The sequence below is a fragment of the Brevibacterium oceani genome, from assembly GCF_013623835.1.
Classification (GTDB): Bacteria; Actinomycetota; Actinomycetes; order Actinomycetales; family Brevibacteriaceae; genus Brevibacterium; species Brevibacterium oceani.
Map to the genome: position 1 here is coordinate 161,424 of NZ_JABKDE010000006.1, position 25,200 is coordinate 186,623.

A 25,200-nucleotide genomic window follows, 5' to 3' on the forward strand; every position below is an offset into this window, starting at 1 on the left:
TTCTCACGGTTCGTCTCCGACCACCTTAGGCCCTGGCGACGGTGTCGACCACTCGGTGCGGATATGCAGAACCGCCCACCTCAGCTGGTGAGATGGGCGGTGTGGCGTGGTGCCCGCGACAGGATTCGAACCTACGACCTTCTGCTCCGGAGGCAGACGCTCTATCCACTGAGCTACGCGGGCAACGGATGCAATGCTATCACCGAAATGCGGCACCGCCCAAAACGACGCCGCGTGCGATCGACGTTCGATCGCACGCGGCAGATGTCGGTGCCCGCAGGCTCTGAGCCGGCGGGTCAGGCGCCCTTCATGGCCTTCCGACCGGGCACATATTCCCAGTGCCAGAGTTCGTACGAATTGCGCTTGGCCCAGTCGGGATTCTCCCAGCCGTACTTCTTCGCGTTCGCCACCAGCCAGTCGTACTGCTCTCCCGAGCCGGTCTGGGTGCCTGCGCCGAGGTCGAGGGCCAGTCCCCAGCCATGGTTCGAGGTGCCGGGGCGGGCTGCGAAGCCCGGCTTGCGGGCGGCGACGGAGACCTGAGATTCGAGCGAGCGATAGGAGTCGGTGACGGCGAGGTCCTTGCCGGTGTCCTTCTTGAATGCGGCGTTCATCTTCGCAAACGACACGGCGGCGTCGCTACGCAGCTTGTGATTGCCCACGCCGATCTCGCACAGCCAGGAATCCGGGAGCTCTCCGTTGCTGGCCTCGCCCTTCGGGGCTTCGCCGTCGCAGCCGGGCAGGACGGTCTTCGTGATCGCACGGGAAGCGGCCTCGACCTTCGTCTGCTTCGCGCTCGGAGCGCCGATCGTCATCGAGGTCTTGTCGTCCTTGTCGACCTTGATGTCGGCGGAGACGGATTCGGCGTTGATCGCCCGCGGCTGCGATTCCGCTGCCGTGTCATCGACCTTGACCTCCTGGCTGCCGCCGAGGTTGCCGGCGACCATGACCGCGGCGATGGCGGTGCCCGTGACCGAGACGGTGGCCAGCGCGGAGAAGGTCGTGACCTGACGGCGACGAACCGAGCGCAGCAGCGAACCGTCGGATCCGCGACTGCCCAGGTGGGCGGCCGCGAGCGTCGAGGTGTGCCCCGCGGGCGTCGTCACCGGCGAACCGGCGGCTTCCGCGGCCATTGCCTGACGTCGCGGCGAACCGGCTGCGGCCCTGGCCTCGGCGGCCATGGCTGCCCGGCGCGGGGACAGAGGCATGTGAGAGTAGGTGACACGCGACGGCGTTGTCGCGGTCCGCTTCCTGGAGAAGATCGTCTGCGTCGGTGCGGTCTGGCTGCGCAGGTCGCGCCTGCGCACCGGCGGCGCCTCGACGGTCGAGAGCTCACTCGACATAGTGCTCCATACTGTTGGCTGTGATTGTGCGGCGGACGTCCTCCCCGGAGCGTCCCAAAAGCTCATGTCACAACACTATAACGACATCGTTACAGAATGTCACTTCTTCATCAGACACCGAGTGTGACCTGGGCATACGTCCACCGGGCAAGGGTCACGAATCACTACAGATGACCTTCTGTGCTTGGCGGGGTTCACCGCTTCGTTACCATTCGTTACCGACGGCGTCGAGGCGGCGATCCCGGCCTGAACCGGGCAGCGCCGCCTCGAGGGGCCCTGTCGGCCGGCAGGGCTCGCCTTCAGCTGCGGGAGTCGAATCGGCTCCGCTGCATCGCATCCTGCACCTCACCGACGAGCTCTTCGAGCACGTCCTCGAGGAACAGCAGACCGAGGACCTGCGCCTCGGCGTCGATGACCCTGGCGACGTGGATGCCGACCTTCTGCATCTGCGCCAGCGCCTCCTCGACCTCGTCATCGGCAGTGACGGTGAACAGCGGTCGGAAACGCTTGCCCGGCACGGGAGCATCGAACGCGTCGTCGGTGTCGGCATAGAGGACGTCCTTGATGTGGAGGTAGTCCTGCGGGTACCCGTCGTCGCCGACGACGAAGTAGCGCGAGTAGCCGGTCTTGCCGACGAGCGTGACGAGTTCGTTCGGAGTGACCTTGCCAGAGATCGTCACCAGCTCCGCCATCGGGACCATGATGTCGGCGGCGGTCTTGTCGCTGAACTCCAGTGCCCCCTTGAGCAGTCCCGTGTCGTCGCTGAGCAGTCCTTCGCGCTTCGACTCGGCGACGATCGATTCGACCTGCTCGATCGTGTACGCCTCGTTCACCTCGTCGCGGGCCTCGATCTTGAACAGATGGAGGATCGCGTTGGCGAGTCCGTTGAGCGGACGGATGACGAAGCCGAAGACACGGGCCAGGAACACCAGGGGCGTCGCAAGCACCATGATCGCCTGGCCCGAGACAGCCAGGGCGATGTTCTTCGGCACCATCTCACCGATGACGACGTGCAGGTAGGTCACGACTCCGAGAGCGAGGACGAAGGAGATCGTCGAGGACAGTCCGGCCGGGATCCCGAGGCCCTCAAGTGGTCCGGCCAGCAGATGGTGGATGGCCGGTTCGGCCACATTGCCCAGCAGCAGCGAACAGACGGTGATGCCGAGCTGGCAGATCGCCAGCATCAGCGAGACGTGCTCCATCGCGAACAGCGCGGTCTTCGCGGCCGACGATCCCTCGGCCGCCCGCGGTTCGATCTGCGAGCGTTTGGCAGCGACCACGGCGAATTCGGCGGCGACGAAGAACGAATTGCCCAGCAGCAGGACGACCAGCCAGACGAGTCCGAACCAATCGGTGCTCATCGGCTCTCACCTCCCGTCTCCGTTTCGTAAGCTGCGGCATCGGTGGCCCGCAGCACCACCCGGAGCCGCTCGATTCGGCGGCCATGCATCCGCTCGACGCGGATCAGAGCCTCATCGGTGCGCACCTGGTCCCCGGGTTCCGGGATCCGTCCGAGCTCCTTGAGCACGAAGCCGGCCAGCGTCTCGTAGTCGGAATCCTCGGGGATCGAGATCCCGATCGTCGAGGAGATCTCATCGGGGCGCAGCTGACCCGGGACGATCCAGGATCCGTCCCGCGCGGGACGGGCGGCGACTCGCATCCGGTCGTGTTCGTCGGCAACCTCACCGACGAGCTCTTCGACGACGTCTTCCAGGGTCACGACTCCGGCCGTGCCGCCGAACTCGTCGACGACCACGGCCATCTGCAGTCCCGTGGCGCGCAGCTCCATGAGCAGGGGGTCGAGCGTCTGTGTCTCCGGGATCTCCCTGACCTCGGTCATCAGCCCTCCTGCATAGGCATCGTCCCGGTTGGCCAACGGCACGGCGAAGGCCTGCTTGACGTGGACGACACCGACGATGTGGTCCTTGTCCTCTTCGGCGACGGGGAAGCGGGAGAACCCGGTCTCACGCGCCTGTTCGATGATCTGGCGGGCCGTCGTGTCCTTCTCCACCGTCGACATGCGGGTGCGCGGGGTCATCACGTCTTCGGCGGTGCGTTCGGAGAAGCTCAGCGTCCGTTCGAGCAGATCGGCGGTCTGCTCGTCGAGCACGCCTTCCTCGGCGGAGTGCCGGACGAGGGAGGTCAGCTCCTCCGGCGACCGCCCGACCGAGCCTTCCTCCTGCGGTTCGATGCCCATCGACATGAGGATCTTGTTGGCCGTCCCATTGAGCACGGCGATGACGGGCTTGAAGACGATCGAGAAGACATACTGGATCGGTGCGGCGATCCGCCCGGTGGCCAGGGGGACCGCGATCGCGAGATTCTTCGGCACGAGTTCGCCGAAGATCATCGACCCCACGGTGGACACGATGAGGGCGATCGTCAGGGCCAGAGGAGCCGCGAGTCCGGGGCCGACTCCCCAAGTCTCGAATACAGGCGCCAGCAGCTTGCCCAGCGACGGCTCCATCAGATAGCCGGTGAGCAGAGTGGTGATCGTGATGCCCACCTGAGCCGCGGAGAGCTGGGTGGACAGGTGCGTCATCGACTGTCGGAGCGTCTTCGCCCCCACCACCCCGTCTTCGACGGCTCTGTCCGCGGTGTGCCGGTCGAGGGTCAGCAGGGAGAACTCAGCTGCGACGAAGACGCCGGTGCCGAGGATGAGGAACAGCGCGAGAGCGAGGAACAGCCATTCCATCAGCGACGATCCCCGCCGATCGCGGTCCGGGGAACAGAGTGGGTGAAGTGAGTGACCCGCACGGGGTGAGGGTCGTCATCTGGGACGCCGGCTTCCCGCCGGCAGGGACTGTCACTGGTCATGGGGGAATCTTACCAACTTCCCGCCAGCGGACGGCCCTCTTCGTATCCGGCCGCGCTCTGCACGCCGACGGCGGCGCGCTGGGCGAACTCGCCGAGGCTGCGGGCCCCCGCGTAGGTGAAGGAGCTGCGCACGCCCGAGGTGATCCCGTCCAGCAGATCCTCGACTCCGGGAGACTGCGGGTCGATGTACATCGTCGATGAGGAGATCCCCTCTTCGAACAGTCCCTTCCGGGCGCGGGAGAACGCCGATTCGGTGCGGGTGCGGTTGGCCACGGCGCGGGCGGAGGCCATACCGAAGCTCTCCTTGTACTTGCGTCCCTCGCCGTCGACGAGGAGGTCGCCGGGCGATTCATGGGTGCCGGCGAACCAGGAGCCGACCATCACCTGTGACGCACCTGCGGCCAGCGCCAGAGCCACGTCGCGGGGATAGCGGACTCCGCCGTCGGCCCAGACGTGGGCACCGAGCTCGCGAGCCGCCTCGGCGCATTCGAGCACGGCGGAGAACTGCGGGCGGCCGACCGCGGTCATCATCCGGGTCGTGCACATCGCGCCCGGACCGACACCGACCTTGACGATCTGCGCGCCTGCGGAGACGAGGTCGCGCACTCCCTCGGCCGTGACGACGTTGCCGGCCACGATCGGCACGCCGAGGTCGGCATCCGCGATCGTCTGGAGCACGTCGATCATCTTCGCCTGATGGCCGTGGGCGGTGTCGATGACGAGGACGTCGGCGCCGGCTTCGACCAGGGCCTTCGCGCGGTCGAGCGCGGCGCCGTTGACGCCGATCGCCACGGCGATCCTCAGTCGGCCCTGCGCATCGAGGTTCGGAGTGTAGATCGACGAGCGCAGCAGCGCCTTCGGGGTCAGGCTGCCGAGCACGATGCCGTCATCGTCGACGACTGCGGCGAACTCGGCCCGCGTCTCGGTCATCGATTCGAAGAGCGCTTCGAGCCGAGCTTCGTCGCCCCAGTCGATCTCGCCTGCGCGGATCACGTGCGGCGAGGACACGAGGAGGTCCGACACCGAGGTGAAGCGATCGACGCCGCGCAGATCGGCAGCGTCGATGATGCCCTCGAGTCGACCCGACGGGTCGACGACGACGCCGAAGCCGTGCGGGCGCTTGGCCAGGACGTGGAGGGCGTTGAGCACGGTGTCCTCCGGGGAGAAGCGCAGGGCGGACTCGAAGATCCGGTCGCGGCTCTTGACCCAGTCGATGGTCTCGCGTGCGGCGGTCAGCGGAATGTCCTGCGGAAGCACCGCCAAGCCGCCTCGGCGGGCCATCGTCTCGGCCATCCGGCGGCCGGACACGGCCGTCATGTTCGCGGCGACGAGCGGGGTCGTCGAGCCCGTCGGATCGGTCGTGGAGAGGTCGACGTCGAAGCGCGAGGTCAGCGCCGATGAGTTCGGGACGAGGAAGACATCGGAGTAGGTGAGATCGCTGCTGGGGTCATTTGAGATGAAACGCATAACACTATTGTCCCTTATGTGCACTTTGCAGGGCACATCGCGTTAGGCTGGGAGATGTCGTTAAGCAGCAAGTCTTGAATCAGGAAGTAGGCGATCAACGCCGTGTCCGTCAATACTCCGAACCGCACCGTTGAAGACTTCGGGTCCAACGAGTGGCTGGTCGAGGAATTGTATGAGCAGTACAAGTCAGATAAGAACTCGGTCGACAAGTCCTGGTGGCCGTTCTTCGACAAGTACGAGAAGAACAGCGGCGGTCAGGGCGCTGCTGCCCAGCCCGCGGCGAAAGCGGCTGAGAAGTCCGGCGCGAAGCCGGCTGAGAAGTCCGCTCCGAAGTCCGAGCCCAAGGCCTCTGCTCCTGCGCAGGCCCCTGCCGCGGCGCGGGAGACCTCGCGCGGCGTCTCACCCTCATCGGCCGAATCCGAGACGCTGAAGGCCGAGACGAAGTCCGTACCGCAGGTCACCCCGAAGGACACGGCCCCGCAGCCGGATCCGGAAGAGACGATCACTCCGCTGCGCGGCCCCGCGAAGCTCATCGCGAAGAACATGGACGAGTCCATCGAAGTCCCGACCGCCACCTCGGTGCGGGCACTGCCTGCCAAGGCGCTCATCGACAACCGGATCGTCATCAACTCCCACCTCAAGCGCACCCGCGGCGGAAAGGTCTCCTTCACCCACCTCATCGGCTACGCCGTCATCCGCGCACTGCAGAACTTCCCCTCGCAGAACGTCTCCTATGACGTCCGCGACGGCAAGCCCGTGATGATCTCCCCCGCGCACATCAACTTCGGTCTCGCCATCGACGTCCCGAAGAAGGACGGCACCCGCACCCTGCTGGTGCCGAACGTGAAGAAGGCCGAGACGCTGACCTTCCGCCAGTTCGTCGACGCCTACGACGGCCTCGTCGACAAGGCCCGCAAGGGCAAGCTCACCGCCGACGACTTCGCCGGCACCACGGTGTCGCTGACCAACCCGGGCGGCATCGGCACCGTGCATTCGGTGCCGCGGCTGACGAAGGGCCAGGGCTGCATCATCGGAGTCGGCGCGCTCGACTACCCAGCAGAATTCCAGGGCGCGAGCCAGAAAACGATCAACGACCTGGCCGTGTCCAAGGTCCTGACCATGACGTCGACCTATGATCACCGCGTGATCCAAGGTGCCGGCTCGGGTGAGTTCCTCAAGCTCGTCCACAGCTACCTCCTCGGTGAGGACGGCTTCTACGATGACGTCTTCGAGTCCCTGCGCCTGCCGTACGAACCGGTCCGCTGGGTTCCCGACGTCTCTGCCGAGGACCAGGACGATGTCAACAAGACCGCGCGCGTCATCGAACTCATCGATGCCTACCGCACCCGCGGTCACCTCATGGCCAACATCGATCCGTTGGTCTACCGTCAGCGTTCGCATCCGGACCTCGACATCAACCAGCACGGTCTGACCCTGTGGGACCTCGAACGCGAGTTCCCCACCGGCGGATTCGGCGCGAAGCCGATGATGCCCTTCCGCAGCATCCTCGGGCTGCTGCGTGAGAGCTACTGCCGGACCATCGGCTTCGAGTACATGCACATCGCCGATCCCGTGCAGCGCCGCTGGTTCCAGTCGAAGATCGAGGTTCCCCACCAGGAGCTGACTCGGTCCGAGCAGGGACATATCCTCGGCCGACTCAACGCCGCAGAAGCGTTCGAGACCTTCCTGCAGACGAAGTACATCGGGCAGAAGCGCTTCAGCCTCGAAGGCGGCGAGTCTGCGATCGTCCTCCTCGACGAGATCCTCAATCAGTCCGCGGACACCGGACTCGACGAGGTCGCCATCGGAATGGCGCACCGCGGACGTCTCAACGTGCTCACGAACATCGCCGGCAAGTCCTATGCGCAGATCTTCCGCGAATTCGACGGCACCATGTCCCCCGACAGCGTGCAGGGCTCCGGCGATGTCAAGTACCACCTCGGCACCCAGGGCTCGTTCACCTCGCCTTCGGGCAACACCACCGGCGTGTACGTCGCCGCGAACCCCAGCCACCTCGAAACCGTCGACCCCGTCCTCGAAGGCATCGTCCGCGCGAAGCAGGACCTCGTCGATCAGGGCGAAGCCGGCTTCACGGTGCTGCCGGTCCTCGTCCACGGCGATGCGGCCTTCGCCGGTCAGGGTGTCGTCACCGAGACGCTCAACCTATCCGAGCTGCGCGGCTACCGCACCGGCGGAACCGTCCACGTCATCATCAACAACCAGGTCGGGTTCACCACTCCCCCAGCCTCGGCGCGCTCGTCCTTCTACTGCACCGACGTGGCGAAGTCGATCAACGCCCCGATCTTCCACGTCAACGGCGATGACCCCGAAGCCGTTGTGCGTGCGGCTCGCCTGGCCTTCGAATACCGCCAGGAGTTCAACCGCGACGTCGTCATCGACCTCGTCTGCTACCGCCGCCGCGGTCACAACGAAGGCGACGACCCTTCGATGACCCAGCCGCTGATGTACTCGCTCATCGAGAAGAAGGGTTCGGTGCGCAAGCTCTACACCGAGTCCCTCGTGGGCAGGAAGTGCATCACCGACGAAGAGGCCGCCGAGGCGCTCAAGGACTACCAGTCGAAGCTGGAGTCCGCATTCGCTGAGACGAAGGAAGCCGAGACCGGACCGTACGACGGCGAGGCCTTCAACGCTCCCTACGAGCCCAGCGACATCGAGAGCTACAACGATACCGAAACCGCGATCAGTCCCGAGACGCTCACCCGCATCGGGGAGGCCTTCGCCGAGGTGCCTGAGGGCTTCACGATCCACAAGAAGCTGCGGGCTCTGCTGGAGAAGCGCAAGGAGATGGCGCTTTCTGGAGGCATCGACTGGGGCTTCGCCGAGCTCATCGCCTTCGGTTCGCTGCTCATGGACGGTGTGCCGGTGCGTCTGGCCGGCCAGGACTCCCGCCGCGGCACCTTCGTCCAGCGCCATTCGGTGCTCATCGACTCGATCAACGGCAACGAGTGGACCCCGCTGCAGAACCTCACCGAGGATCAGGCTCGCTTCTGGGTCTATGATTCGCTGCTGAGCGAGTACGCGGCCGTCGGCTTCGAATACGGCTACTCCGTCCAGCGCAAGGACGCTCTCGTGGCCTGGGAAGCACAGTTCGGCGACTTCGCCCAGGGCGCCCAGTCGGTCATCGACGAGTTCATCTCCTCGTCCGAGCAGAAGTGGCAGCAGAACTCCGGCGTCATCATGCTCCTGCCGCACGGCTACGAGGGGCAGGGGCCCGACCACTCCTCAGGACGCATCGAGCGCTACCTGCAGCTGTGCGCGGAGTCGAACATGACGGTGGCTCAGCCGTCGTCGGGTGCCTCGCACTTCCACCTGCTCCGTCGGCACGCCGCGACGACGAACAAGCGTCCGCTCATCGTCTTCACGCCGAAGTCGATGCTGCGACTCAAGGCCGCTGCGAACTCGCCTGAGGAATTCACCTCAGGTCGGTTCGAGGCCGTCATCGACGACACCGACGTCGATGCCGCTCAGGTCGATCGCGTGGTCCTCGTGTCCGGCAAGCTCTACTGGGAGCTCAAGGCCAAGCGCGAGAAGGACAACGACACGAAGATGGCGCTCGTCCGTTTCGAGCAGCTCTACCCGCTCGACGAGGAGGCCATCACCGCTGTTCTTGATCGCTTCCCGGCCGATGCCGAGATCGTCTGGGCACAGGAGGAACCGGAGAACCAGGGCGCATGGCCGTTCATGGCCATGAACCTGCCGCAGCTGCTCGGTGACCGCCCTGTCACCGTGGTCGCGCGTGCTGCTTCAGCGGCCACCTCGACGGGTCTCAAGCACTTCCATGAGGCCCAGCAGCAGGACCTCGTCGAACGGATCTTCACCCGGTGAGCAGCGACACGACCACAACCATCGCCGTGGTCGGCGGCCCCCTGGTCGCCGGCCACGGTGACGGCCGTGGTCTCGGGTGGGTCGGTCGGGTGACTGCCCGGACTCTGCCGAGCCTGCCCGACCTCAAAGTCTATCCGCTGGCCGTGCCCCGTGAGGACTCCGCCGAGCTCCACGCTCGCACCATCGCCGAGGCGTCCCTGCGGTTCACCCCGGACGGTGACAATCGTCTGGTGCTGGCCTTGGGTTCCGGCGATCTCGATTCGGGCCGTTCGGTGGCCAGGGCCCGCCTCGACGTGGCCAACGTCCTCGACGAGGCCCTGGCTCGGAAGGTCTCGACCTTCGTGCTCGGGCCTCCGCCGGAGCACGACGGGGACCGCAACCGTCGCATCGCCGAGCTCAACACGAGCTTCTCCGATGTGGCCAAGCGTCGCGGCATCACCTACGTCGACGCGTTCACTCCCCTGCTCGGACACCCGGTCTGGCAGCGTGAACTCGCATCGTCACGGGATCATCTGCCCGCGCAGGAGGGCTACGGGCTGTTGGCGTGGCTGGTCCTCCACCGCGGCTGGTTCAGCTGGCTGGGCGTCCGCGACGTCATCGGCGACAGCTGAGAGCACCCCCGCGTCTTTGCCCTGTCAGGGCGATCATGAGAGAATTAACCGTCTATTGAAGGAGAGCACTATGAGCAAGCGTGGCCGTAAGCGTCGCGATCGCCGTCGCAACAAGGCGAACCACGGCAATCGTCCGAACAGCTGATGCACTGATTCGTTCAGTACACGACGAGGGCGGGAAGAGATTCGATCTCTTCCCGCCCTCGTCGTCTCTCCGAGCCTGGTCAGCTCCGCCGGCTCTGTGCCTGGTCAGCTCTGTGCCTGGTCAGCTCCGCCAGGACGCCTGTTCGAGAGCGATCCGCTGCCGGATCTTCTCGCGCAGACCCATGGGAGCCCGATCATGGCTGCATGAACGTCGCACCAGCTCCTTGAGCAGCGCCTCGATCTCATACTCGTCGTGGCAGGACGGGCACTGTTCGAGGTGGATCGAGATCTCGCGGATCTCCGTCGTCGTCAGCTCGCCGTCGAGGTAGTGGTAGATCCGCATCAGGGATTCGGTCCTGACGCTTTCGCAGCATCCTTCGTCGCTCATTTCGCACCTCCCTCAGGATTCGCGAAACCGCGTTCGGCGGCGTAGTCGGCCAACATCTCCCGCAGCTGGCGTCGCCCGCGGTGCAGCCTGGACATCACTGTGCCGATCGGGGTCTCCATGATCTCGGCGATCTCCTTGTACGGCAGTCCTTCGACATCGGCATAATAGACGACCATGCGGAAGTCCTCGGGCAGAGCCGACAGCGCATCCTTGACATCGGAGTCGGGCAGGTGATCGAGCGCCTCGAGCTCGGCAGAGCGTCCGCCCGAGGACGAATGGCTGTCGGCCTGAGCGATCTGCCAGTCCTCGATGTCCTCGCTGCCGTGCTCCTTCGGCTGCCGCTGCTTCTTGCGGTAGTTGTTGATGAAAGTATTCGTCAGAATCCGATACAGCCACGCCTTGAGGTTCGTGCCGGGCTTGTACTGGTGAAAGGCGGCATAGGCCTTCGCGTACGCCTCTTGGACCAGGTCCTCGGCGTCGGCGGGATTGCGGGTCATCCGCAGAGCAGCCGCGTAGAGCTGGTTGACATATTCCAGAGCGTCGCGCTCGAAACGCTCCGACCTCTCGGTCGCCGTTTCGGGGACTTCTTTGACTGATTCGGTCATCGCAGTCAATGGTACGCCCGTTCTCTCCAGGACGGCAGTGGCACTCATAGACCTTCCCTTCTGCCGATCGTTGCCGGGCGGGTCTGACCCGCCCCATATCTTCACCGCCTGTAACATCGAGCAGAGGTCCCACTATTCCCCGCACAGCAGTTATGCTTGCCATTGAGATGCCCGCCACTCAAGGAAGGACCACAGTGTCTCCCATCCGTTTCATCGCACGGCCCATGCTGGCCGCCGGATACATCCTCAACGGTGTCGACCGTCTGCGTCGACCCGAAGCCGCAGCCGCTTCGGTCGCGCCCCTTCTCAGCCAGGCCCGCAAGCAGATCGATGTGCCTGTGGATGCGACGACCCTCGCACGCGCCACCGGTGTGGCACAGGTCGCCGCCGGCTCGCTGCTGGCCATCGGACGCTTCCCGCGCATCAGCGCCACAATCCTCGTGGGCACCTACCTGCTCGACACCGTCGGTGAGCGCCTTGCGGCGGAGAAGACGACCTCGAAGGACGAGAAGAAGGCCCGCAACGAGCGGACCCTGCAGCGGACTTCGATGCTCGGCGGTGCCCTGCTGGCCAGCGTCGACACCGCGGGACGCCCCGGCCTCTGGTGGCGCACCCAGCATGCCGCCGAGGACCTCTGGTCGAGCGTCGAAGACACCTCCAAGCAGGCCCTCAATGCTCTCGGAGTTGACTGACATCCCCACGCAGACTCCCCCGGTGACCAGCGACTGGCAGGCACCAGTCGCCGGTTCTTCCATCACCGCCACCGTCACCGTTCCCGGATCGAAGTCGCTGACGAACCGCTATCTCGTCCTCGCCGCACTCGCCCAGTCCGAATCCGATCTCAAGGGCTGGCTGCGCAGCCGCGACACCCTTCTCATGATCGAGGCTCTGCGCGCGCTCGGGGCCGCAATCGACGACGACGGCGATGTCCTCCACATCGAACCGATCGACTTCCCCGCGGCAGCTGATTCCCCCGCCGAGGCGGCCGAGCCGATCACCATCGACTGCGGTCTCGCCGGGACCGTCATGCGCTTCGTCCCGCCGCTGGCCGCGCTGACCGGACGCGAGGTCGTCCTCGACGGCGATGAGCAGGCGCGGGTGCGCCCCATGTCGGTGACCGTGGAGTCGCTGAGCCGCCTCGGCGCATCGATCGCCTCCGCTGACGGCCGGCTGCCGTTGTCCATCCATCCCAGCACTGCGCTGCGCGGCGGTCACCTCGAGATCGATGCCAGCGCCTCGAGCCAATTCGTCTCCGGACTGCTGCTGGCCGCTCCTGTCATGCCTCTGGGACTCGAACTCGTCAACACCGGCGGCGCCGTGCCCAGCCGCACCCATGTCGACATGACCATCGAGGTGCTCAGGGACGCCGGGGTCGACATCAGCGAACCCGAACCGGAACGCTGGATCGTCGAGCCCGGACTGCCGCGGGGACTCGATGTCCTCGTCGAACCCGATCTGTCCAACGCCGCCGCCTTCGCCGCCGCCGCTGTGGCCACCGCCGGCACGGTCACGATCACCGACTGGCCCGTCCACACCACCCAGGCCGGTGACGGCTTCCGCAGCATCGCCGAGACCTTCGGCGCGCAGGTCCACCTCGACAGAGAAGGTCTGCATGTCACAGGATCATCCACGCTTCGCGCAGTCGACCTCGATCTCTCTGCGGTCGGTGAGCTCACACCCGTCGTCGCGGCACTGGCCGGACTGGCCGAGGGCACCTCGCAGCTGCGCGGCATCGGACACCTGCGCGGGCATGAGACGGATCGTCTGGCCGCGCTGACGAGGGAGCTGACCGCCGTCGGCGTCGATGTCGTCGAACACCCCGACGCCCTGACGATCACCGGAGCCTCGAAGCTGCGGCCGGCCCTCTGGCACACCTATCACGACCATCGCATGGTCATGGCCGGGGCGATCCTCGGCCTCCGCATCGAGGGCCTGACCATCGAGAACGCGGGCACCGTGGCCAAGACCCTGCCCGATTTCACCCAGCTGTGGGAAGCCATGATCACCCCCGGGGCCTGAGATGGCGAAGATCTACCGCGACGAAGACTACCGACCGCGACCGAACCGTCGCGGCTCCCGTCCTCGCACGAAGAACAGGCCCGACCACAGCGACGCCGTGACCGGTATGGTCATCGCAGTCGACCGGGGACGCTGCCGAGTCATCCTCTCCGACCCGTCGGGAGGCTTCACCTCCCCCATCCCGGCACGCGGAGGAAAGGGGAAGAAGAACCGTCGAGCCACCTCGGTGACGGCGGTGCGCGCCTCCGGCCTGCGGAAGCAGGCGATCGTCCCCGGTGACATCGTCCGCCTCGTCGGTGACACCTCCGGACAGGAGGGGTCCCTGGCCCGGCTCGTCGAGATCGTCGAGCGGCGGAATCTGCTCCGACGCAGCGCCGATGACACCGACCCGACCGAACGCGTCATCGTCGCCAACGTCGACGTCATGGGCATCGTCACCGCGACCATGGACCCCGAGCCCTCCTACGGGCTCATCGACCGGGCACTCGTCGCCGCATACGATGCCGATATCGAACCCCTGCTCATCGTCACCAAGACCGATCTGCAGTCGGCCGAGGAGATCCGCCGCCGTTTTGCCGCCACCGGTATCGACATCGTCGAATCGGCCATCGGATCAGAGCGTGACGCCGTCGACGCCGAAGTGCTCGACCGGCTCATCGGTCGCATCAGCGTCCTCGTCGGCCATTCCGGGGTCGGCAAATCCACGCTGACGAATGCACTCGTGCCCGCCGCCGAACGCGCGACCGGTCACGTCAACGACGTCACCGGTCGCGGACGCCACACCTCGTCATCGGCCGTGTGCCTCCCCCTCGACGGCGGAGGCTGGCTCGTCGACACCCCTGGCGTGCGCAGCTTCGGCCTCGCCCACGTCGACCGAGAGACCCTGCTGTCGGCCTTTCCCGAACTCGTCGAGGCCACCGCGGACTGCCCACGCGGCTGCACCCATCTGCCCGACTCCCCCGGCTGCCGACTCGACGAGTGGGTCGCGGCGGGACGAGCCGGGTCCGGGGGTGTCTCACGACTGGAGTCGCTGCGCAGGCTGCTGCCTCCGACTGGATAGGCTGAGGGCATGAACGACCTCGACCTGGCGAGAGAACTCGCCGATCTCGCCGACGACATCAGCCTGGCCAGATTCACCGCTCAGGACTTCACCGTCGAGACCAAACCCGACCTCACTCCGGTGACCGAATGCGACCGTGCCGTCGAACAGGCGATCATGGCCCGGCTCGAGCGAGAACGGCCGGCCGACAGCGTCCTCGGGGAGGAATTCGGCTCCCACGGCCAGTCGCCTCGGCGATGGATCGTCGATCCGATCGATGGGACGAAGAACTTCGTCCGCGGCGTGCCCGTATGGGCCACGCTCATCTCCCTCTATGACGGTGAGACTCCGCTGCTCGGAACGGTCTCGGCTCCGGCGCTCGGCCGACGCTGGTGGGCCGAACAGGGGAAGGGAGCCTTCGCCTCGGCGCTGGGAGCACCGGCGAAGCGGATCTCGGTGTCCGAGGTCGACCAGCTGGCCGACGCCTCCCTGTCGTACGCGTCCCTGTCGGGATGGAAGGAACTCGGTGCCTTCGACGGATTCCTCGAACTCTGCGAGAGCCTGTGGCGGACCCGCGGGTACGGTGACTTCTACTCCTACATGCTGTTGGCCGAGGGTGCGGTCGACCTCGCCTGCGAACCCGAACTCGCCCTCTACGACATGGGTGCACTCGTGCCGATCGTGCTCGAGGCCGGGGGCACGTTCACGAACACGGCGGGTGTGCCCGGGCCCTTCGGCGGCAACGCCGTGGCCAGCAACTCCCGCCTCCACGAGGCAGCGCTCGACCTGCTCGGTCGGGTCGAACCGAAGGAGATCTCCTGATGCCGGATGTGCGCCGAGCCGATCTGTGGCACGCGATGGCCGAATCCGCGGGTCTGACGAATCCCGACGGGTCGATCGGCGAGACGATCTACGGGCAGATGACGAAACTCGCCGCCCGCCTGGGAGCGGTCAACCTCGGTCAGGGTGCGCCGGGCACGGAGCCGCCTGCCGAACTCATCGACGCCGCCACCGAGGCGATGCGTGCCGGGTTCAATCAGTACGCCCCGGGTCAGGGCTTCCCTCAGCTGCTCGAAGCCGTCGCCGCCCAGCGCGAACGGGACTTCGCGCAGAGCGTCGACCCCGCCGAGGTGCTCTACACCGCCGGCGCCACGGAAGGACTGACGGCGGCGATTCTCGCGCTCCTGCCCCGCGGCGGCGTCGTCCTCGCGTTCGAGCCGTTCTATGACTCCTATCCGGCAGCGATCACGGCTGCCGGGGGCAGCCTGAAAACGGTCCCGATCCTGCCCGACGGCGACGGGGGCTTCGCGCCGGACTGGGAGCTCTTCGACCAAGTCGTGGCCGAGACGCGACCGGCGATCATCCTCGTCAACACCCCGCACAATCCCACGGGTTATCTCTTCACCGCTTCCGAGCTTGCGCATATCGGGAAGGCCGCGGCAGAGGTCGACGCCTGGGTGCTGACCGATGAGGTCTACGAACAGCTCGTGCTCACCGACCAGGGGCATGTCTCGCCGGCAGTCGCGATCGCGGATCAGGAACGGGTCGTCACCGTCTCCTCGGCCGGCAAATCGTGGAACACCACCGGATGGAAGATCGGCTGGGTCATCGCAGCCCCCGAAGTGCGCGAAGCCATCCAGGCGGTCAAACAGTTCCTCACATTCACCGCCGGCGGGCCGATGCAGATCGCAATGGCTCAGATGCTCTCCGGAGACTCTCGCTTCGTCGAGGAGAACCGAGCGTCTCTGGCCGCCCGCGCCGAGGTGCTCGTGCCCGCCTGCCGGACCGTGCCCGGTGCGATCGCCTCGACCCCGCGTGCCGGGTACTTCACCGTGATGGACTTCTCCGCCCTCACGGACCTCGACGCCTTCGCGCTCAATGACCTGCTGGCCCGAGAGTTCTCCCTCGTCGGCATCCCGGTTCCCGCCCTCTGCCGGGCCGACAGCCCGGCATACGAGGCCTATCGGTCCTCGATCCGGTATTCGTTCTGCAAGTCCGTTGAGGACGTCGACAAGGGCGCAGAGCGGTTCATCGCCCTCGGCGAACACCTCCGGAACCATCCCGACGCCCTGCGAGCTTCTTGAGGCCTGCAGACCGGGGGTCTGATGGCTCCACCGTGAGGGCTGCGGACTGAGAATTCGGCCGCGCTGAGGTGTGCGATCTGGGTCGGGCAGACGACAGCCGGGGAGAGGACAGACTGTCAGAAACCGGGCGGAGACGTGAGAAGGGGCGAACCACGCAGTACGTGGTTCGCCCCTTCTGCCTGTCGTCTCTCCTCGGGATCGTCGTTCAGACGCGCAGCGCCTCGGCGACGTTCCCGAGAAGGGCCGGGTCAGGCCCGATCAGGCGATTCAGGCCTTGACGAGCTCGAGTTCGAGTTCGATCTTGATCTTGTCGGACACGAGGAGCTCTCCCCCGCCCAGGACGGCCTCGAACGACATGCCGAAGTCCTTGCGGTTGACGTTGGCGGTCGCCGAGAGGCCGGCGACCTGGTTGCCGTTCGGGTCGGTGGCGGCACCGGCGAACTCGGTCGAGAAAGTGACTTCCTTGGTCACGCCGCGCATCGTCAGTTCGCCGACGACCTCGAACTCGTCAGCGCCGTCGGCCTTGATGCCGGTGGAGACGAAGGTGAGCTTCGGGTGATCTTCGGCGAGGAAGAAGTCACCGCTCTTGAGGTGGCCGTCACGCTGCTCGTTGCGGGTGTTGATCGAGGAGGCGGCAGCCTCGGCGGTCACCGAGCTGTCTTCGAGCGTCTCGCCCACGGTGACCGAACCGGCGATCTCTTCGAAGTGTCCGCGGACCTTCGAGACGCCGGCGTGGCGAGCGGTGAAGGTGAACTCCGAGTGGACGGGGTCGATGGTCCAGGTTCCGGCGGTGAGTCCCTGAGGCAGTGCAGTCATGATTTCTCCTTTAGTTGAAATTTGAAGTACGAGTGTCACTCTAGTTTAGCTTTCAACCATATGCAACCCTGTCGCCGAAAGATCTCATCGACGAGTCGAACTCGACGGCTGCCGGGCGCCTGCATGCCTCCACGGGGGCGGGTCTAACTGCCCGAACACCTCTGCTGAACGGGTCCAACGGAGACCTCGGGTCCATTCTGCAGACGGAAGATGAATGGCAAGCAGACATGTGGCGGAGGTCACCTCACCTCGGTTTGGTTCGCGGGTGGCCGTTCATGTAGAGTTAAGAACACGCCGCGGGGTGGAGCAGTTCGGTAGCTCGCCGGGCTCATAACCCGGAGGTCGAGGGTTCAAATCCCTCCCCCGCCACCAAAGTGGCAGAACCCCCAGTCAGTTCAACTGGCTGGGGGTTCTTCTCATTCACGGCCCATGTGGGACCCGGTCCGCATGCCTCATGCGCGACTGTATGCCCAAGGTGCACGCGTAGTGATGAAAATCAGTACGCCCACACTTCTGATGCACAGTCACCTGCTCGCCCACCCGATGTCCGTGCACGGACCCGGCCACCGCACACGTTCCGACTACGACGAACGCCCCTGGGATGTCCCAGGGGCGTTCGTCTCACTCCGGCCGAGCCCGGCTGACCCGACGCGAACAGGTCCAGCGCAGCGTCGCTGCGCCGAACCCGTTCGGCGGAGCCGACTCAGTTGCCCGAGTCGCCTCCTTCGTCGGCCGGCTCAGAGGCGGGCGCTGAGGCCTTGTCGCCGGCGCCGTCCTCGGCGATCGACGGATCAGCCGCAACAGCGTCGTCGATCGCGTTCTTCAGGCGATCCTGCGCCTTGCCGTACGCTTCGAAGTCGCCTTCCTTCAGCGCGGCGTCGGAGTCCTCCATCGCCTTCCTGGCCTCCTGCAGCGCGTCGTTGAGAGCCTTGTCCGACGAACCGCCGGAACCGGAGCCCTTGCCTGAGTCGTCGCCGGAGGACGACGAACCCGACTCTCCGTCTCCGCTGTCCTCTGTTCCGGCATCGCCGGCCCTGGCACCCGAATCACCGCCGAAGACCTGATCGAGCGCCTCGTCGAGAGTCGGAGCGAATCCGATGTCCTCGCCGAAGGCCACGAGCACGTGCTGCAGGAGCGGATACGAGGTCTCACCGGCGGACCGGACATAGACCGGCTGCACGTAGAGCAGACCGCCGCCGATCGGCAGGGTCAGCAGGTTGCCGTTCTCCACCTCGGACTCACCCTGACGAAGCAGGTTGAGGCTGCGCTGGACATCCGGCGCGGTGTTGAAGTTGTTCTGCGCCTGGCCCGGTCCGGGCACCGTCGTATTGCGCGGCAGCTGCAGAAGTCTGAGCTTGCCGTAGTTCTCCGACGTCTCGCCCTTCTTGTCGCCGGCATCCGCATCAGCAGACAGGAAGCCTGTGAGGTTGTTGCGCGACTGCCCCTCAGAGGAACGTTCGGGGATGTAGGAGCTCGTCAGCGAGAACGAGGGCGATTCCTGTCCCGGCATCTGCAGGGTCATGTAGAACGGCGGCTGCGTCAGACCGCTGCTGGCCTTCTTCGTCGGATCCGTCGGAAGGGTCCAGAAGTCCTGACCGGTGTAGAACTCACTGGCCGAGGAGACATGGTACTTCGCAAGCAGGTCGCGCTGGACCTTGAACATGTCCTCGGGATACCGGACGTGACTCATGAGGTCGCTCGACATCTCCGAAGAGGACTTGATGAGACCCGGGAAGACCTTCATCCAGGTCTTGAGCACCGGGTCGTCCTTGTCCCACTGGTACATGTCGACGGAACCGTCGTAGGCGTCGACCGTGATCTTCACCGAGTTTCGGATGTAGTTGACCTCGTCATCGGGCAGCGTGGCCACGTTGTTCGGGGCGGATGCCGTCGTCGAATCCTCAGTCGCCTGCTGCAGCGGCTGCGGTGTTGAGTACGGGTAGTCCTCGGCCGTGGTGTAGCCGTCGAGGATCCACTTGATCTTCCCGTCGACGACGGCCGGGTACGGGTCGCCGTCGATCTTGAGGAAGGGTGCGAGCTTCTCCACGCGCTCCCGCGGGTGGCGATCGTAGAGGATCTGAGACTTGTCGTTGAGCGCGTCCGAGAGCAGGATCTGCTCGTCCTGGAACTTCAGCGCGTAGGCGAGTCGGTTGAACAGGTTGCCCACGGTCGGTCCGCCGTTGCCGGTGAAGGTGTTGTTCACCTGGCCGGCGCCGCCCTCTTCGTCGGAGGGGTAGTCGAGTTCACGCGGTTTTGCGCCTTCCTCGGCACCGACGATCGAGTAGTCCGGTGACGACTCGCCGAAGTAGACCCGCGGTTCGTACTCGGGGAACTCACCTTTCGGCGGAATATCGGATTCCATGAACGTCGGCTCGCCGTCGGGATTGCGCTGATTGCCGTTGGCGGCGACGACGCCGAAACCGTGGGTGTAGACGATGGCGCGGTTGAACCAACTCTGATTGTTCACCGAGCTCGGAGCGAGTTCACGCACGGCGATGACAGTGTCGCGCATGTCCCCGTCCATGTCGTAGCGATCGACGTCGAGCTTCTGCGGGAACGAGTAGTAGGGACGGACCTGCTGGAGCTGACGGAAGGTGTCGGAGACGAGGTTCGGGTCGAGCAGTCGGATCGAGGCCGCGGTCTCCGCGTCCTTCCGCAGCGCGCCTTTCTCACCGCTCGTGCTCGGTTCGTACGGAGTCACCTCGATGTCGTCGAAGTCGAAGGCATCACGGGTCGCGTCGATGTTGTGCTGGATGTACTTCGACTCCAGGCTCTGCTGTGAGGGATTGACCTGGAACTGCTGGAGCAGGGCCGGGTAGGCGATGATCGAGACACCGCCGAGGACGATGAGCGTGAGCGTCGCGATGATCGAGATCCGCCAATTGCCCTTCCACGCGGTGTAGACGAACAGCAGGGCCACGAGCACGGCGGCGATCGCCACGATCGCCATCGCTGGGAGCGCCGCTCGATCATCGACGTAGGTGACGCCGGGAACGATTCCCCCGGCGGCCGTGAGGCGGTCGTAGCGGGAGAGCCACAGGCGACCGGCCTGGACGAGGACGAGCACGGCCACGGTGATGCCTAGCTGCCACTGCGCCGTCTTCGTCAGAATGACGCCCCTCTGCTCTCCCGGACGGATGCCGCCGAAGAGGTAGTGGGCGACGACTGCGGCGATGAGGGACAGGAGCAGCGCCATTCCCAGCTGGTCACCGATGAGCCGGAGGCCGGGCAGGACGAAGACGAAGAACGACTTGTCGAGCCCGAACTGCGGATCGGTCGATCCGAACGAGGTGGAATGGAACCATTCGAGGACCGTGTTCCAATTCGCCGAGGCGGTGATGCCGGCGAGCACGCCGACGACTGCGGGAATCGCGATCGTGGCGACCTTCCGCAGCGGTTCGATGGCCTCACGGTAGCGGTCGAGGTTCTCCTGACGCGGAGTCGTCGGCGCATACACGGGACGGTTGCGGTAGGCCAGGTGCAGGCTCACCCATACCGGAACGGCCATGACGATGAAACCGCCGAGGAAGGTCAGACCGCGGGTGATCCACATGGTGCGGAAGACCTGTGAGGCGTCGATCTGCTTGAACCACAGCACCTCGGTGTAGACCTGGGTGAAGGAGATGAAGGCGACCAGCAGGATCGCCACTGATACGAGGGTGAGCAGCAGCGGCGAACGTCGTGGCCGATTCGCCGGCATGCGTGCGGAGGTGGGTGAGGACGAGGTGCTCACTACTGCCCTTTCTCATTGGTGTCGGCGCCGCCGGCAGGGCACTTCGGAAGGTCCGAGGTGTCGCCGGAGGCGTACTGCTCCACGGTGGTCTTCGCGTCATCGAGCGTGTCGATGCGCGCCACCGTGATCTTGGACTGGTCGGCGGCCGCCATGACTTCGGCGCAGTTGTCGGCAGGCGAGAGGAACAGAGTCGCTCCCTTCTCCGTCGCCGCGGCCACCTTCTGGCGCGCCCCTCCGATGGGGCTGACGGTTCCCGAGGGGTCGATCTCCCCGGTTCCCGCGACGTGCTTGCCGCCGGTCATCGCCCCTGGGGTGAGTTCGTCGACGATGGCGAGGGCGAACATCGTGCCCGCGGAAGGGCCACCGACACCCTCGACGTTGAATTTCACATCGACCGGGAAGTCGAAGTCCTGCTTCATATTGATCCCGATCGCCTTGCGGCCTTCGATGTCGGCGGGTTCGACGGTGATGTCCTCGGTCTTCCCGTCACGGTCGACGATGAGGTCGACGGACTTCGCTCCCTGTACGGTCCGGCTCATGATCGCCGCGGCATCGGGATCGGTGTCGAGCTTCTTGCCGTTGACCGACATGAGACGGTCTCCCTTGCGCAGCTTTCCCTGCGCGGGTGAGTCGGCGACGATGTCGTCGACGAGAAGGTGCACCGAATACTTCTTCCCGAGTTCGCCCATCGCAGCGGCGATGGCGACGTCCTGACTCGAGGACATCTCGACGGCATTCGTCTGTGCCACCTCTTCGCGTGAGGTGTCGAGCGGATAGTACGCCTCGGTGGGGATCACGGTCTCCTGACCGTTGAGGAGCGCTCCGAGCGCCTGCGAGGCGAACACGTCGCGTCCCGGTCCCCCGCTGACGGCCACTGTGAGCATGTCGATGCGCCCATCGGTGGGATAGGTCTTGGCTCCGGAGACGCTGATCATCGGATCACCCTGATAGTCGCCGAGGGTGTTGAAAACCGGTCCCGGCAGCTGAAGCATGTACGGGACCGGCAGGAGCACGGCCAGCGCGATGAGGACGTAGGTGAGGACACCCGAGGTCGTGGACAGACGTGGATTTCGTCGTCGTCGCGGGCCGCGAGGTGGCTCCGCTGGCACCGGCAGGGCCCGGGGGGCGTTCTCTGTCATGTGTTCCTTTCGCTGCACCGCCCCATCAGTCTAATCGAATGCTGAGGATCGAATTCACAGACTCCTTTCGCCCGGTGCGAACATCCTGCGAAACCTCGCCGAATTGGGAAGCTTCGCACATTCGGAACCGTTAACGTGGGTGTCAAACCGATTCATGGGGGCTGTAGAACAATGACCGATGACAACAACAATGAGCAGAATCCGTTCGAGCAGATCTTCGGAATGCTCTTCGGAGCCAATGGCCCCGGCAGCGGTCAGGGTGATGACAAGAACGAGTCCGGCATGCCGCAGGGCTTCCAGATCGACCCGGCCATGATGTCGACGATCATGAACCAGATGCAGGGACTCTTCGGGCAAGGCGCCGACCCTCAGGCGCAGGCCGTCTCGATCGCCCAGAAGGCCGTTCCCACCCCCGACCCCGCGGTGACGGATGAGGCCGAGCGCGCCACCGTCGATGCTTTCCGCCTGGCCGAGCTGTGGCTCGCCGAGGCGACCGAGTTCTCCGTGGCCAACCGCTCCGCCCGTCCGCTGCGACGAGCCGACTGGGTCAAGGAGACGATGCCCGGTTGGCAGAAATTCGTGCTTCCCATCAAGGAGAATATGTCCACGGCCCTGACCGAGACCCTCGAGTCTCAGGTTCCTGCCGAGATGAAGGGCATCCTCGCGGGAGCTTCGTCGATGTTCGGGTCGATGAGCGATTCGATGTTCGCCATGCAGATCGGCCAAGCGGTCGGGGCACTGTCTGAGAGCGTCCTCACCGGCACCGAGGTGGGACTGCCTCTGCTCCCGCATGACACTGCCGTGCTCATCGAGACCAACGTCGATGCCTTCGCTGCCGAGATCGATGTCGACGTCTCCGAGGTCCGCATCTACCTCGCCGCGCAGGAGCTCGCGCACTCCGCCCTATTCGAACGGGCACCGTGGCTGAGCGCCCAGGTCGAGACCGCGCTGACCCGGTACGCACAGGGACTCAAGGTCGACACCTCGCAGATCGAGGACATGGCGTCGAACATCGACCCGTCGAACATCTCCGATCTCAGCGACAACATCCGCCAGGGCCTGTTCAACCCGCCGACGACCGACGACCAGAAGAAGGCGCTGACCTCGCTGGAGAACCTGCTCGCCGTCATCGCCGGATGGGTCGACGTCGTCGTCTACGAGGCCTGCAAGCACCTGCCCGGCCGGGATCAGATCCGAGAGGCGCTGCGCCGCCGTCGGGCGACGGCCGGACCGGCGGAGAAGACTTTCTCCACTCTCGTGGGCCTGGAGCTCAATCCGCGCAGGCTCCGCGATGCGGCTGCGCTCTTCGCCTACCTCGAATCGCAGGGCGGCCCCGAGGACAGAGACAAGGTCTTTTCACACCCCGACCTGTTGCCGACGACTCAGGACCTCGACGACCCGCTCGGGTATTCGGAGCGACGTCATGCCGAATGGACGAACGAGTCGAGCATCGACGAAGCGCTCAGCCGCATCCTCGCTGAGGGCCTCGACGGCACCGGCGATGCCTCGGCCGAGGATGCGGAGACGGCTGGCGCGACGACGAATTCGGACGTCGAGTCCCCCGCCGATTCGACTCAGTCACAGGAGCCGACGGCCGAGGATCCGTCCGCGTCGGAGACCACTGACGATGACTCCGATGACACCGACGATCGCTGAATGATCGATCTCGCCATCGCCCGCCGCGAGGTCGGCCTCGCCCCTGCCGGTGAGTTCGTCGCGGACTTCGGCGACCTGTTCGACCAGCAGGGCGAGAACGCACTGCATCGCGACGGCGGCGGCCGGCACGTCACGGCCAGCTGCCTTGTCTTCGATCCCGACGCGGAATCAGTGCTGCTCAATCATCATGGCAAGGCGCGGCTGTGGGGTCAGTTCGGCGGGCACCTCGAACCGGTCGACGACTCACTGCGTGCGGCCGCCCGGCGAGAGGCCGAGGAGGAGAGCGGGCTGACCGGCCTGTCCTGGGTCTCCCCCACCCCCATCGACCTGCACGTGCATGATCTGTCAACCGCCTTCGGCTCCTGCACACGGCACTTCGATGTCGTCTTCGCCGCGGCAGCCTCCGTCTCCGAATCGCCGAGCGTGTCGGCGGAGTCGCTCGACGTCGCCTGGTTCCGGCTCGATGAGCTTCCGGATGATCTCATGCCCGACCTCCCGTCCCGACTGCCCGGCCTCTATCGGGCCGCCGCGGATGCCTTCGGGAGCCATGCTTGAGGTGCCCCTGTCGCTTCTTCGAGACGTCTCAGCCTCTTCGATGGGTCTTCAGCCGCCTCGCTGATGCGACTCAGCCTCCGCGGCAGTAGCGTTCTCCATCACTGAATCCAGCGAGGTACAGCTGTGCGTCGGACTGCCTGGGGTGCCTGTTGGCGAGATCGTGGAATTCCTTCGAATGCGGTCCGATCTGCAGGTGGACGAGCTCATGGACGACCACTGTCTCGAGCACCCACCGCGGCACGGCTTGGAGACGATGCGAGATCCGGATGTCTCCGGTCGATGTGGTCGTCGACGCCCACCGGCTGATGTTCTGATTCGTCACCCACCTGATCGAGCTCGGACTCAGACGACCTGCGAAATAGCGTCGGTTCATCTCCTCCGCGATCTCGACGAGGTCGGCGGCGGAGGAATGGTCACGAGCCGCCAGCCTGTTGAACAGTTCCGTGAGTGACCGGATGTTGCTCTCCACGCTGTAGCGCGCCGGTGCCCGCAGCACGAAGGTGTCGATCTCCTTCGACACGGCCACGGTCTTCTTCCGTCGGGACGACCGACGCACTTCGATCTCACCGCGGGCGATGGCCCGCAGCACCTCTTCTTCGCTCCAGCTCTGTCGATTGGCCACGGGTCAATGATAGGGAACGGGTCTGACACAGCATCGCGAGGCAGCCTGCCCGATATTACTTGTGAGTTTCCTGAGTATCGAGAATCGTCCTTCCCCATTTTCCCGTCCACAGCCGCTCCTGCGCGCGCCTTTCCCACCCATCCGGGCCTGACCTCTTTTGCACGCACCCTTATCAACAGCCGCCGGCTCCCTCAAGGCGCCTTTCCTCCACAGTCTGCGCGGCGATTTCCACACATTATCCACAAGGTGTTGACGTGTCTGTGCATGACCACGCATTGACGCGGGGGCGAATGCGGAATAAGTTCTATGCTTGACCCCG

Annotated in this window: 20 protein-coding genes and 2 tRNA genes; 11 read left to right on the top strand and 11 right to left on the bottom strand. The window is 65.5% G+C overall.

Annotation, left to right across the window (positions count from 1 at the left end; all coding sequences use genetic code 11):
- Nucleotides 1-107: 107 nt before the first annotated feature.
- The 5 genes from HK401_RS14335 to guaB1 all read right to left on the bottom strand — a co-directional run bounded on the left by HK401_RS14335 (nt 108) and on the right by guaB1 (nt 5,624).
- Nucleotides 108-183, bottom strand: a tRNA-Arg gene (locus HK401_RS14335).
- A gap of 113 nt (nt 184-296) precedes the next feature.
- Nucleotides 297-1,340, bottom strand: coding sequence for a M15 family metallopeptidase (locus HK401_RS14340; protein WP_181275334.1), 1,044 nt, complete (start codon nt 1,338-1,340; stop codon nt 297-299).
- Between the two features lie 299 nt (nt 1,341-1,639).
- Nucleotides 1,640-2,701, bottom strand: coding sequence for a hemolysin family protein (locus HK401_RS14345; RefSeq protein WP_181275335.1), 1,062 nt, complete (start codon nt 2,699-2,701; stop codon nt 1,640-1,642).
- Nucleotides 2,698-4,035, bottom strand: coding sequence for a hemolysin family protein (locus tag HK401_RS14350; RefSeq protein WP_181275336.1), 1,338 nt, complete (start codon nt 4,033-4,035; stop codon nt 2,698-2,700). Before HK401_RS14350 ends, HK401_RS14345 begins: the two co-directional genes overlap by 4 nt.
- 131 nt (nt 4,036-4,166) lie before the next feature.
- The gene (gene guaB1 / locus HK401_RS14355) at nt 4,167-5,624 is read right to left on the bottom strand and encodes a GMP reductase (protein ID WP_181275337.1); all 1,458 of its coding nucleotides are present in this window, start codon (nt 5,622-5,624) and stop codon (nt 4,167-4,169) included.
- A gap of 102 nt (nt 5,625-5,726) precedes the next feature.
- On the opposite strand from guaB1, the gene HK401_RS14360 reads away from it, so the two are divergent.
- The 3 genes from HK401_RS14360 (at nt 5,727) to HK401_RS21200 (ending at nt 10,226) form a co-directional block, all read left to right on the top strand.
- Nucleotides 5,727-9,470 (top strand): multifunctional oxoglutarate decarboxylase/oxoglutarate dehydrogenase thiamine pyrophosphate-binding subunit/dihydrolipoyllysine-residue succinyltransferase subunit, encoded by a 3,744-nt coding sequence (locus tag HK401_RS14360; protein ID WP_181275338.1) that lies wholly within the window; start codon nt 5,727-5,729, stop codon nt 9,468-9,470.
- On the top strand, nt 9,467-10,081 hold the full coding sequence (locus HK401_RS14365; RefSeq protein ID WP_181275339.1) for a GDSL-type esterase/lipase family protein: 615 nt from the start codon (nt 9,467-9,469) through the stop codon (nt 10,079-10,081). Before HK401_RS14360 ends, HK401_RS14365 begins: the two co-directional genes overlap by 4 nt.
- A 70-nt stretch (nt 10,082-10,151) precedes the next feature.
- The gene (locus HK401_RS21200) at nt 10,152-10,226 is read left to right on the top strand and encodes a 50S ribosomal protein bL37 (RefSeq protein ID WP_373563657.1); all 75 of its coding nucleotides are present in this window, start codon (nt 10,152-10,154) and stop codon (nt 10,224-10,226) included.
- 120 nt (nt 10,227-10,346) lie between these two features.
- On the opposite strand, the gene rsrA is transcribed toward HK401_RS21200, so the two are convergent.
- Together rsrA and HK401_RS14375 are read right to left on the bottom strand one after the other, a co-directional pair.
- Nucleotides 10,347-10,613, bottom strand: coding sequence for a mycothiol system anti-sigma-R factor (gene rsrA, locus HK401_RS14370; protein WP_181275340.1), 267 nt, complete (start codon nt 10,611-10,613; stop codon nt 10,347-10,349).
- The gene (locus HK401_RS14375) at nt 10,610-11,218 is read right to left on the bottom strand and encodes a sigma-70 family RNA polymerase sigma factor (RefSeq protein WP_181275341.1); all 609 of its coding nucleotides are present in this window, start codon (nt 11,216-11,218) and stop codon (nt 10,610-10,612) included. Before HK401_RS14375 ends, rsrA begins: the two co-directional genes overlap by 4 nt.
- A gap of 194 nt (nt 11,219-11,412) precedes the next feature.
- Between HK401_RS14375 and HK401_RS14380 the strand changes: the two genes are divergently transcribed.
- Genes HK401_RS14380 through HK401_RS14400 form a run of 5 tightly spaced genes read left to right on the top strand, consistent with a single transcriptional unit; the run spans nt 11,413 to nt 16,360 of the window.
- Nucleotides 11,413-11,910, top strand: a complete 498-nt coding sequence (locus HK401_RS14380) for a DoxX family protein (protein ID WP_181275342.1) — start codon at nt 11,413-11,415, stop codon at nt 11,908-11,910.
- Complete coding sequence (gene aroA / locus HK401_RS14385; RefSeq protein WP_258234223.1) at nt 11,903-13,237, top strand: 3-phosphoshikimate 1-carboxyvinyltransferase; 1,335 nt, start codon at nt 11,903-11,905, stop codon at nt 13,235-13,237. Before HK401_RS14380 ends, aroA begins: the two co-directional genes overlap by 8 nt.
- Nucleotide 13,238: 1 nt before the next feature.
- Nucleotides 13,239-14,297 (top strand): ribosome small subunit-dependent GTPase A, encoded by a 1,059-nt coding sequence (gene rsgA, locus HK401_RS14390; protein WP_181275344.1) that lies wholly within the window; start codon nt 13,239-13,241, stop codon nt 14,295-14,297.
- A 9-nt stretch (nt 14,298-14,306) separates the two neighbouring features.
- Nucleotides 14,307-15,098, top strand: coding sequence for a histidinol-phosphatase (hisN, locus tag HK401_RS14395; protein WP_181275345.1), 792 nt, complete (start codon nt 14,307-14,309; stop codon nt 15,096-15,098).
- Nucleotides 15,098-16,360: an aminotransferase class I/II-fold pyridoxal phosphate-dependent enzyme gene (locus tag HK401_RS14400; RefSeq protein ID WP_181275346.1), complete on the top strand. Its 1,263-nt coding sequence runs from the start codon at nt 15,098-15,100 to the stop codon at nt 16,358-16,360. Before hisN ends, HK401_RS14400 begins: the two co-directional genes overlap by 1 nt.
- A 267-nt stretch (nt 16,361-16,627) precedes the next feature.
- Here HK401_RS14400 and HK401_RS14405 read toward each other — a convergent pair whose 3' ends face one another.
- Nucleotides 16,628-17,176: a YceI family protein gene (locus tag HK401_RS14405; RefSeq protein ID WP_181275347.1), complete on the bottom strand. Its 549-nt coding sequence runs from the start codon at nt 17,174-17,176 to the stop codon at nt 16,628-16,630.
- A 295-nt stretch (nt 17,177-17,471) separates the two neighbouring features.
- On the opposite strand from HK401_RS14405, the gene HK401_RS14410 reads away from it, so the two are divergent.
- Nucleotides 17,472-17,548 (top strand) — tRNA-Met (locus tag HK401_RS14410).
- Between the two features lie 331 nt (nt 17,549-17,879).
- On the opposite strand, the gene HK401_RS14415 is transcribed toward HK401_RS14410, so the two are convergent.
- Together HK401_RS14415 and HK401_RS14420 are read right to left on the bottom strand one after the other, a co-directional pair.
- On the bottom strand, nt 17,880-20,909 hold the full coding sequence (locus tag HK401_RS14415; RefSeq protein ID WP_309136004.1) for a UPF0182 family membrane protein: 3,030 nt from the start codon (nt 20,907-20,909) through the stop codon (nt 17,880-17,882).
- The gene (locus HK401_RS14420; RefSeq protein ID WP_181275348.1) at nt 20,909-22,048 is read right to left on the bottom strand and encodes a YlbL family protein; all 1,140 of its coding nucleotides are present in this window, start codon (nt 22,046-22,048) and stop codon (nt 20,909-20,911) included. Before HK401_RS14420 ends, HK401_RS14415 begins: the two co-directional genes overlap by 1 nt.
- Before the next feature lie 171 nt (nt 22,049-22,219).
- Between HK401_RS14420 and HK401_RS14425 the strand changes: the two genes are divergently transcribed.
- Together HK401_RS14425 and HK401_RS14430 are read left to right on the top strand one after the other, a co-directional pair.
- Entirely contained in the window at nt 22,220-23,704 is a 1,485-nt protein-coding gene (locus HK401_RS14425; protein WP_181275349.1) for a zinc-dependent metalloprotease, read from the top strand.
- Nucleotides 23,705-24,259: an NUDIX hydrolase gene (locus HK401_RS14430; RefSeq protein WP_181275350.1), complete on the top strand. Its 555-nt coding sequence runs from the start codon at nt 23,705-23,707 to the stop codon at nt 24,257-24,259. It begins immediately after the preceding gene.
- A 70-nt stretch (nt 24,260-24,329) separates the two neighbouring features.
- Here HK401_RS14430 and HK401_RS14435 read toward each other — a convergent pair whose 3' ends face one another.
- Nucleotides 24,330-24,881: a M48 metallopeptidase family protein gene (locus HK401_RS14435; protein WP_309136005.1), complete on the bottom strand. Its 552-nt coding sequence runs from the start codon at nt 24,879-24,881 to the stop codon at nt 24,330-24,332.
- Nucleotides 24,882-25,200: the final 319 nt, after the last annotated feature.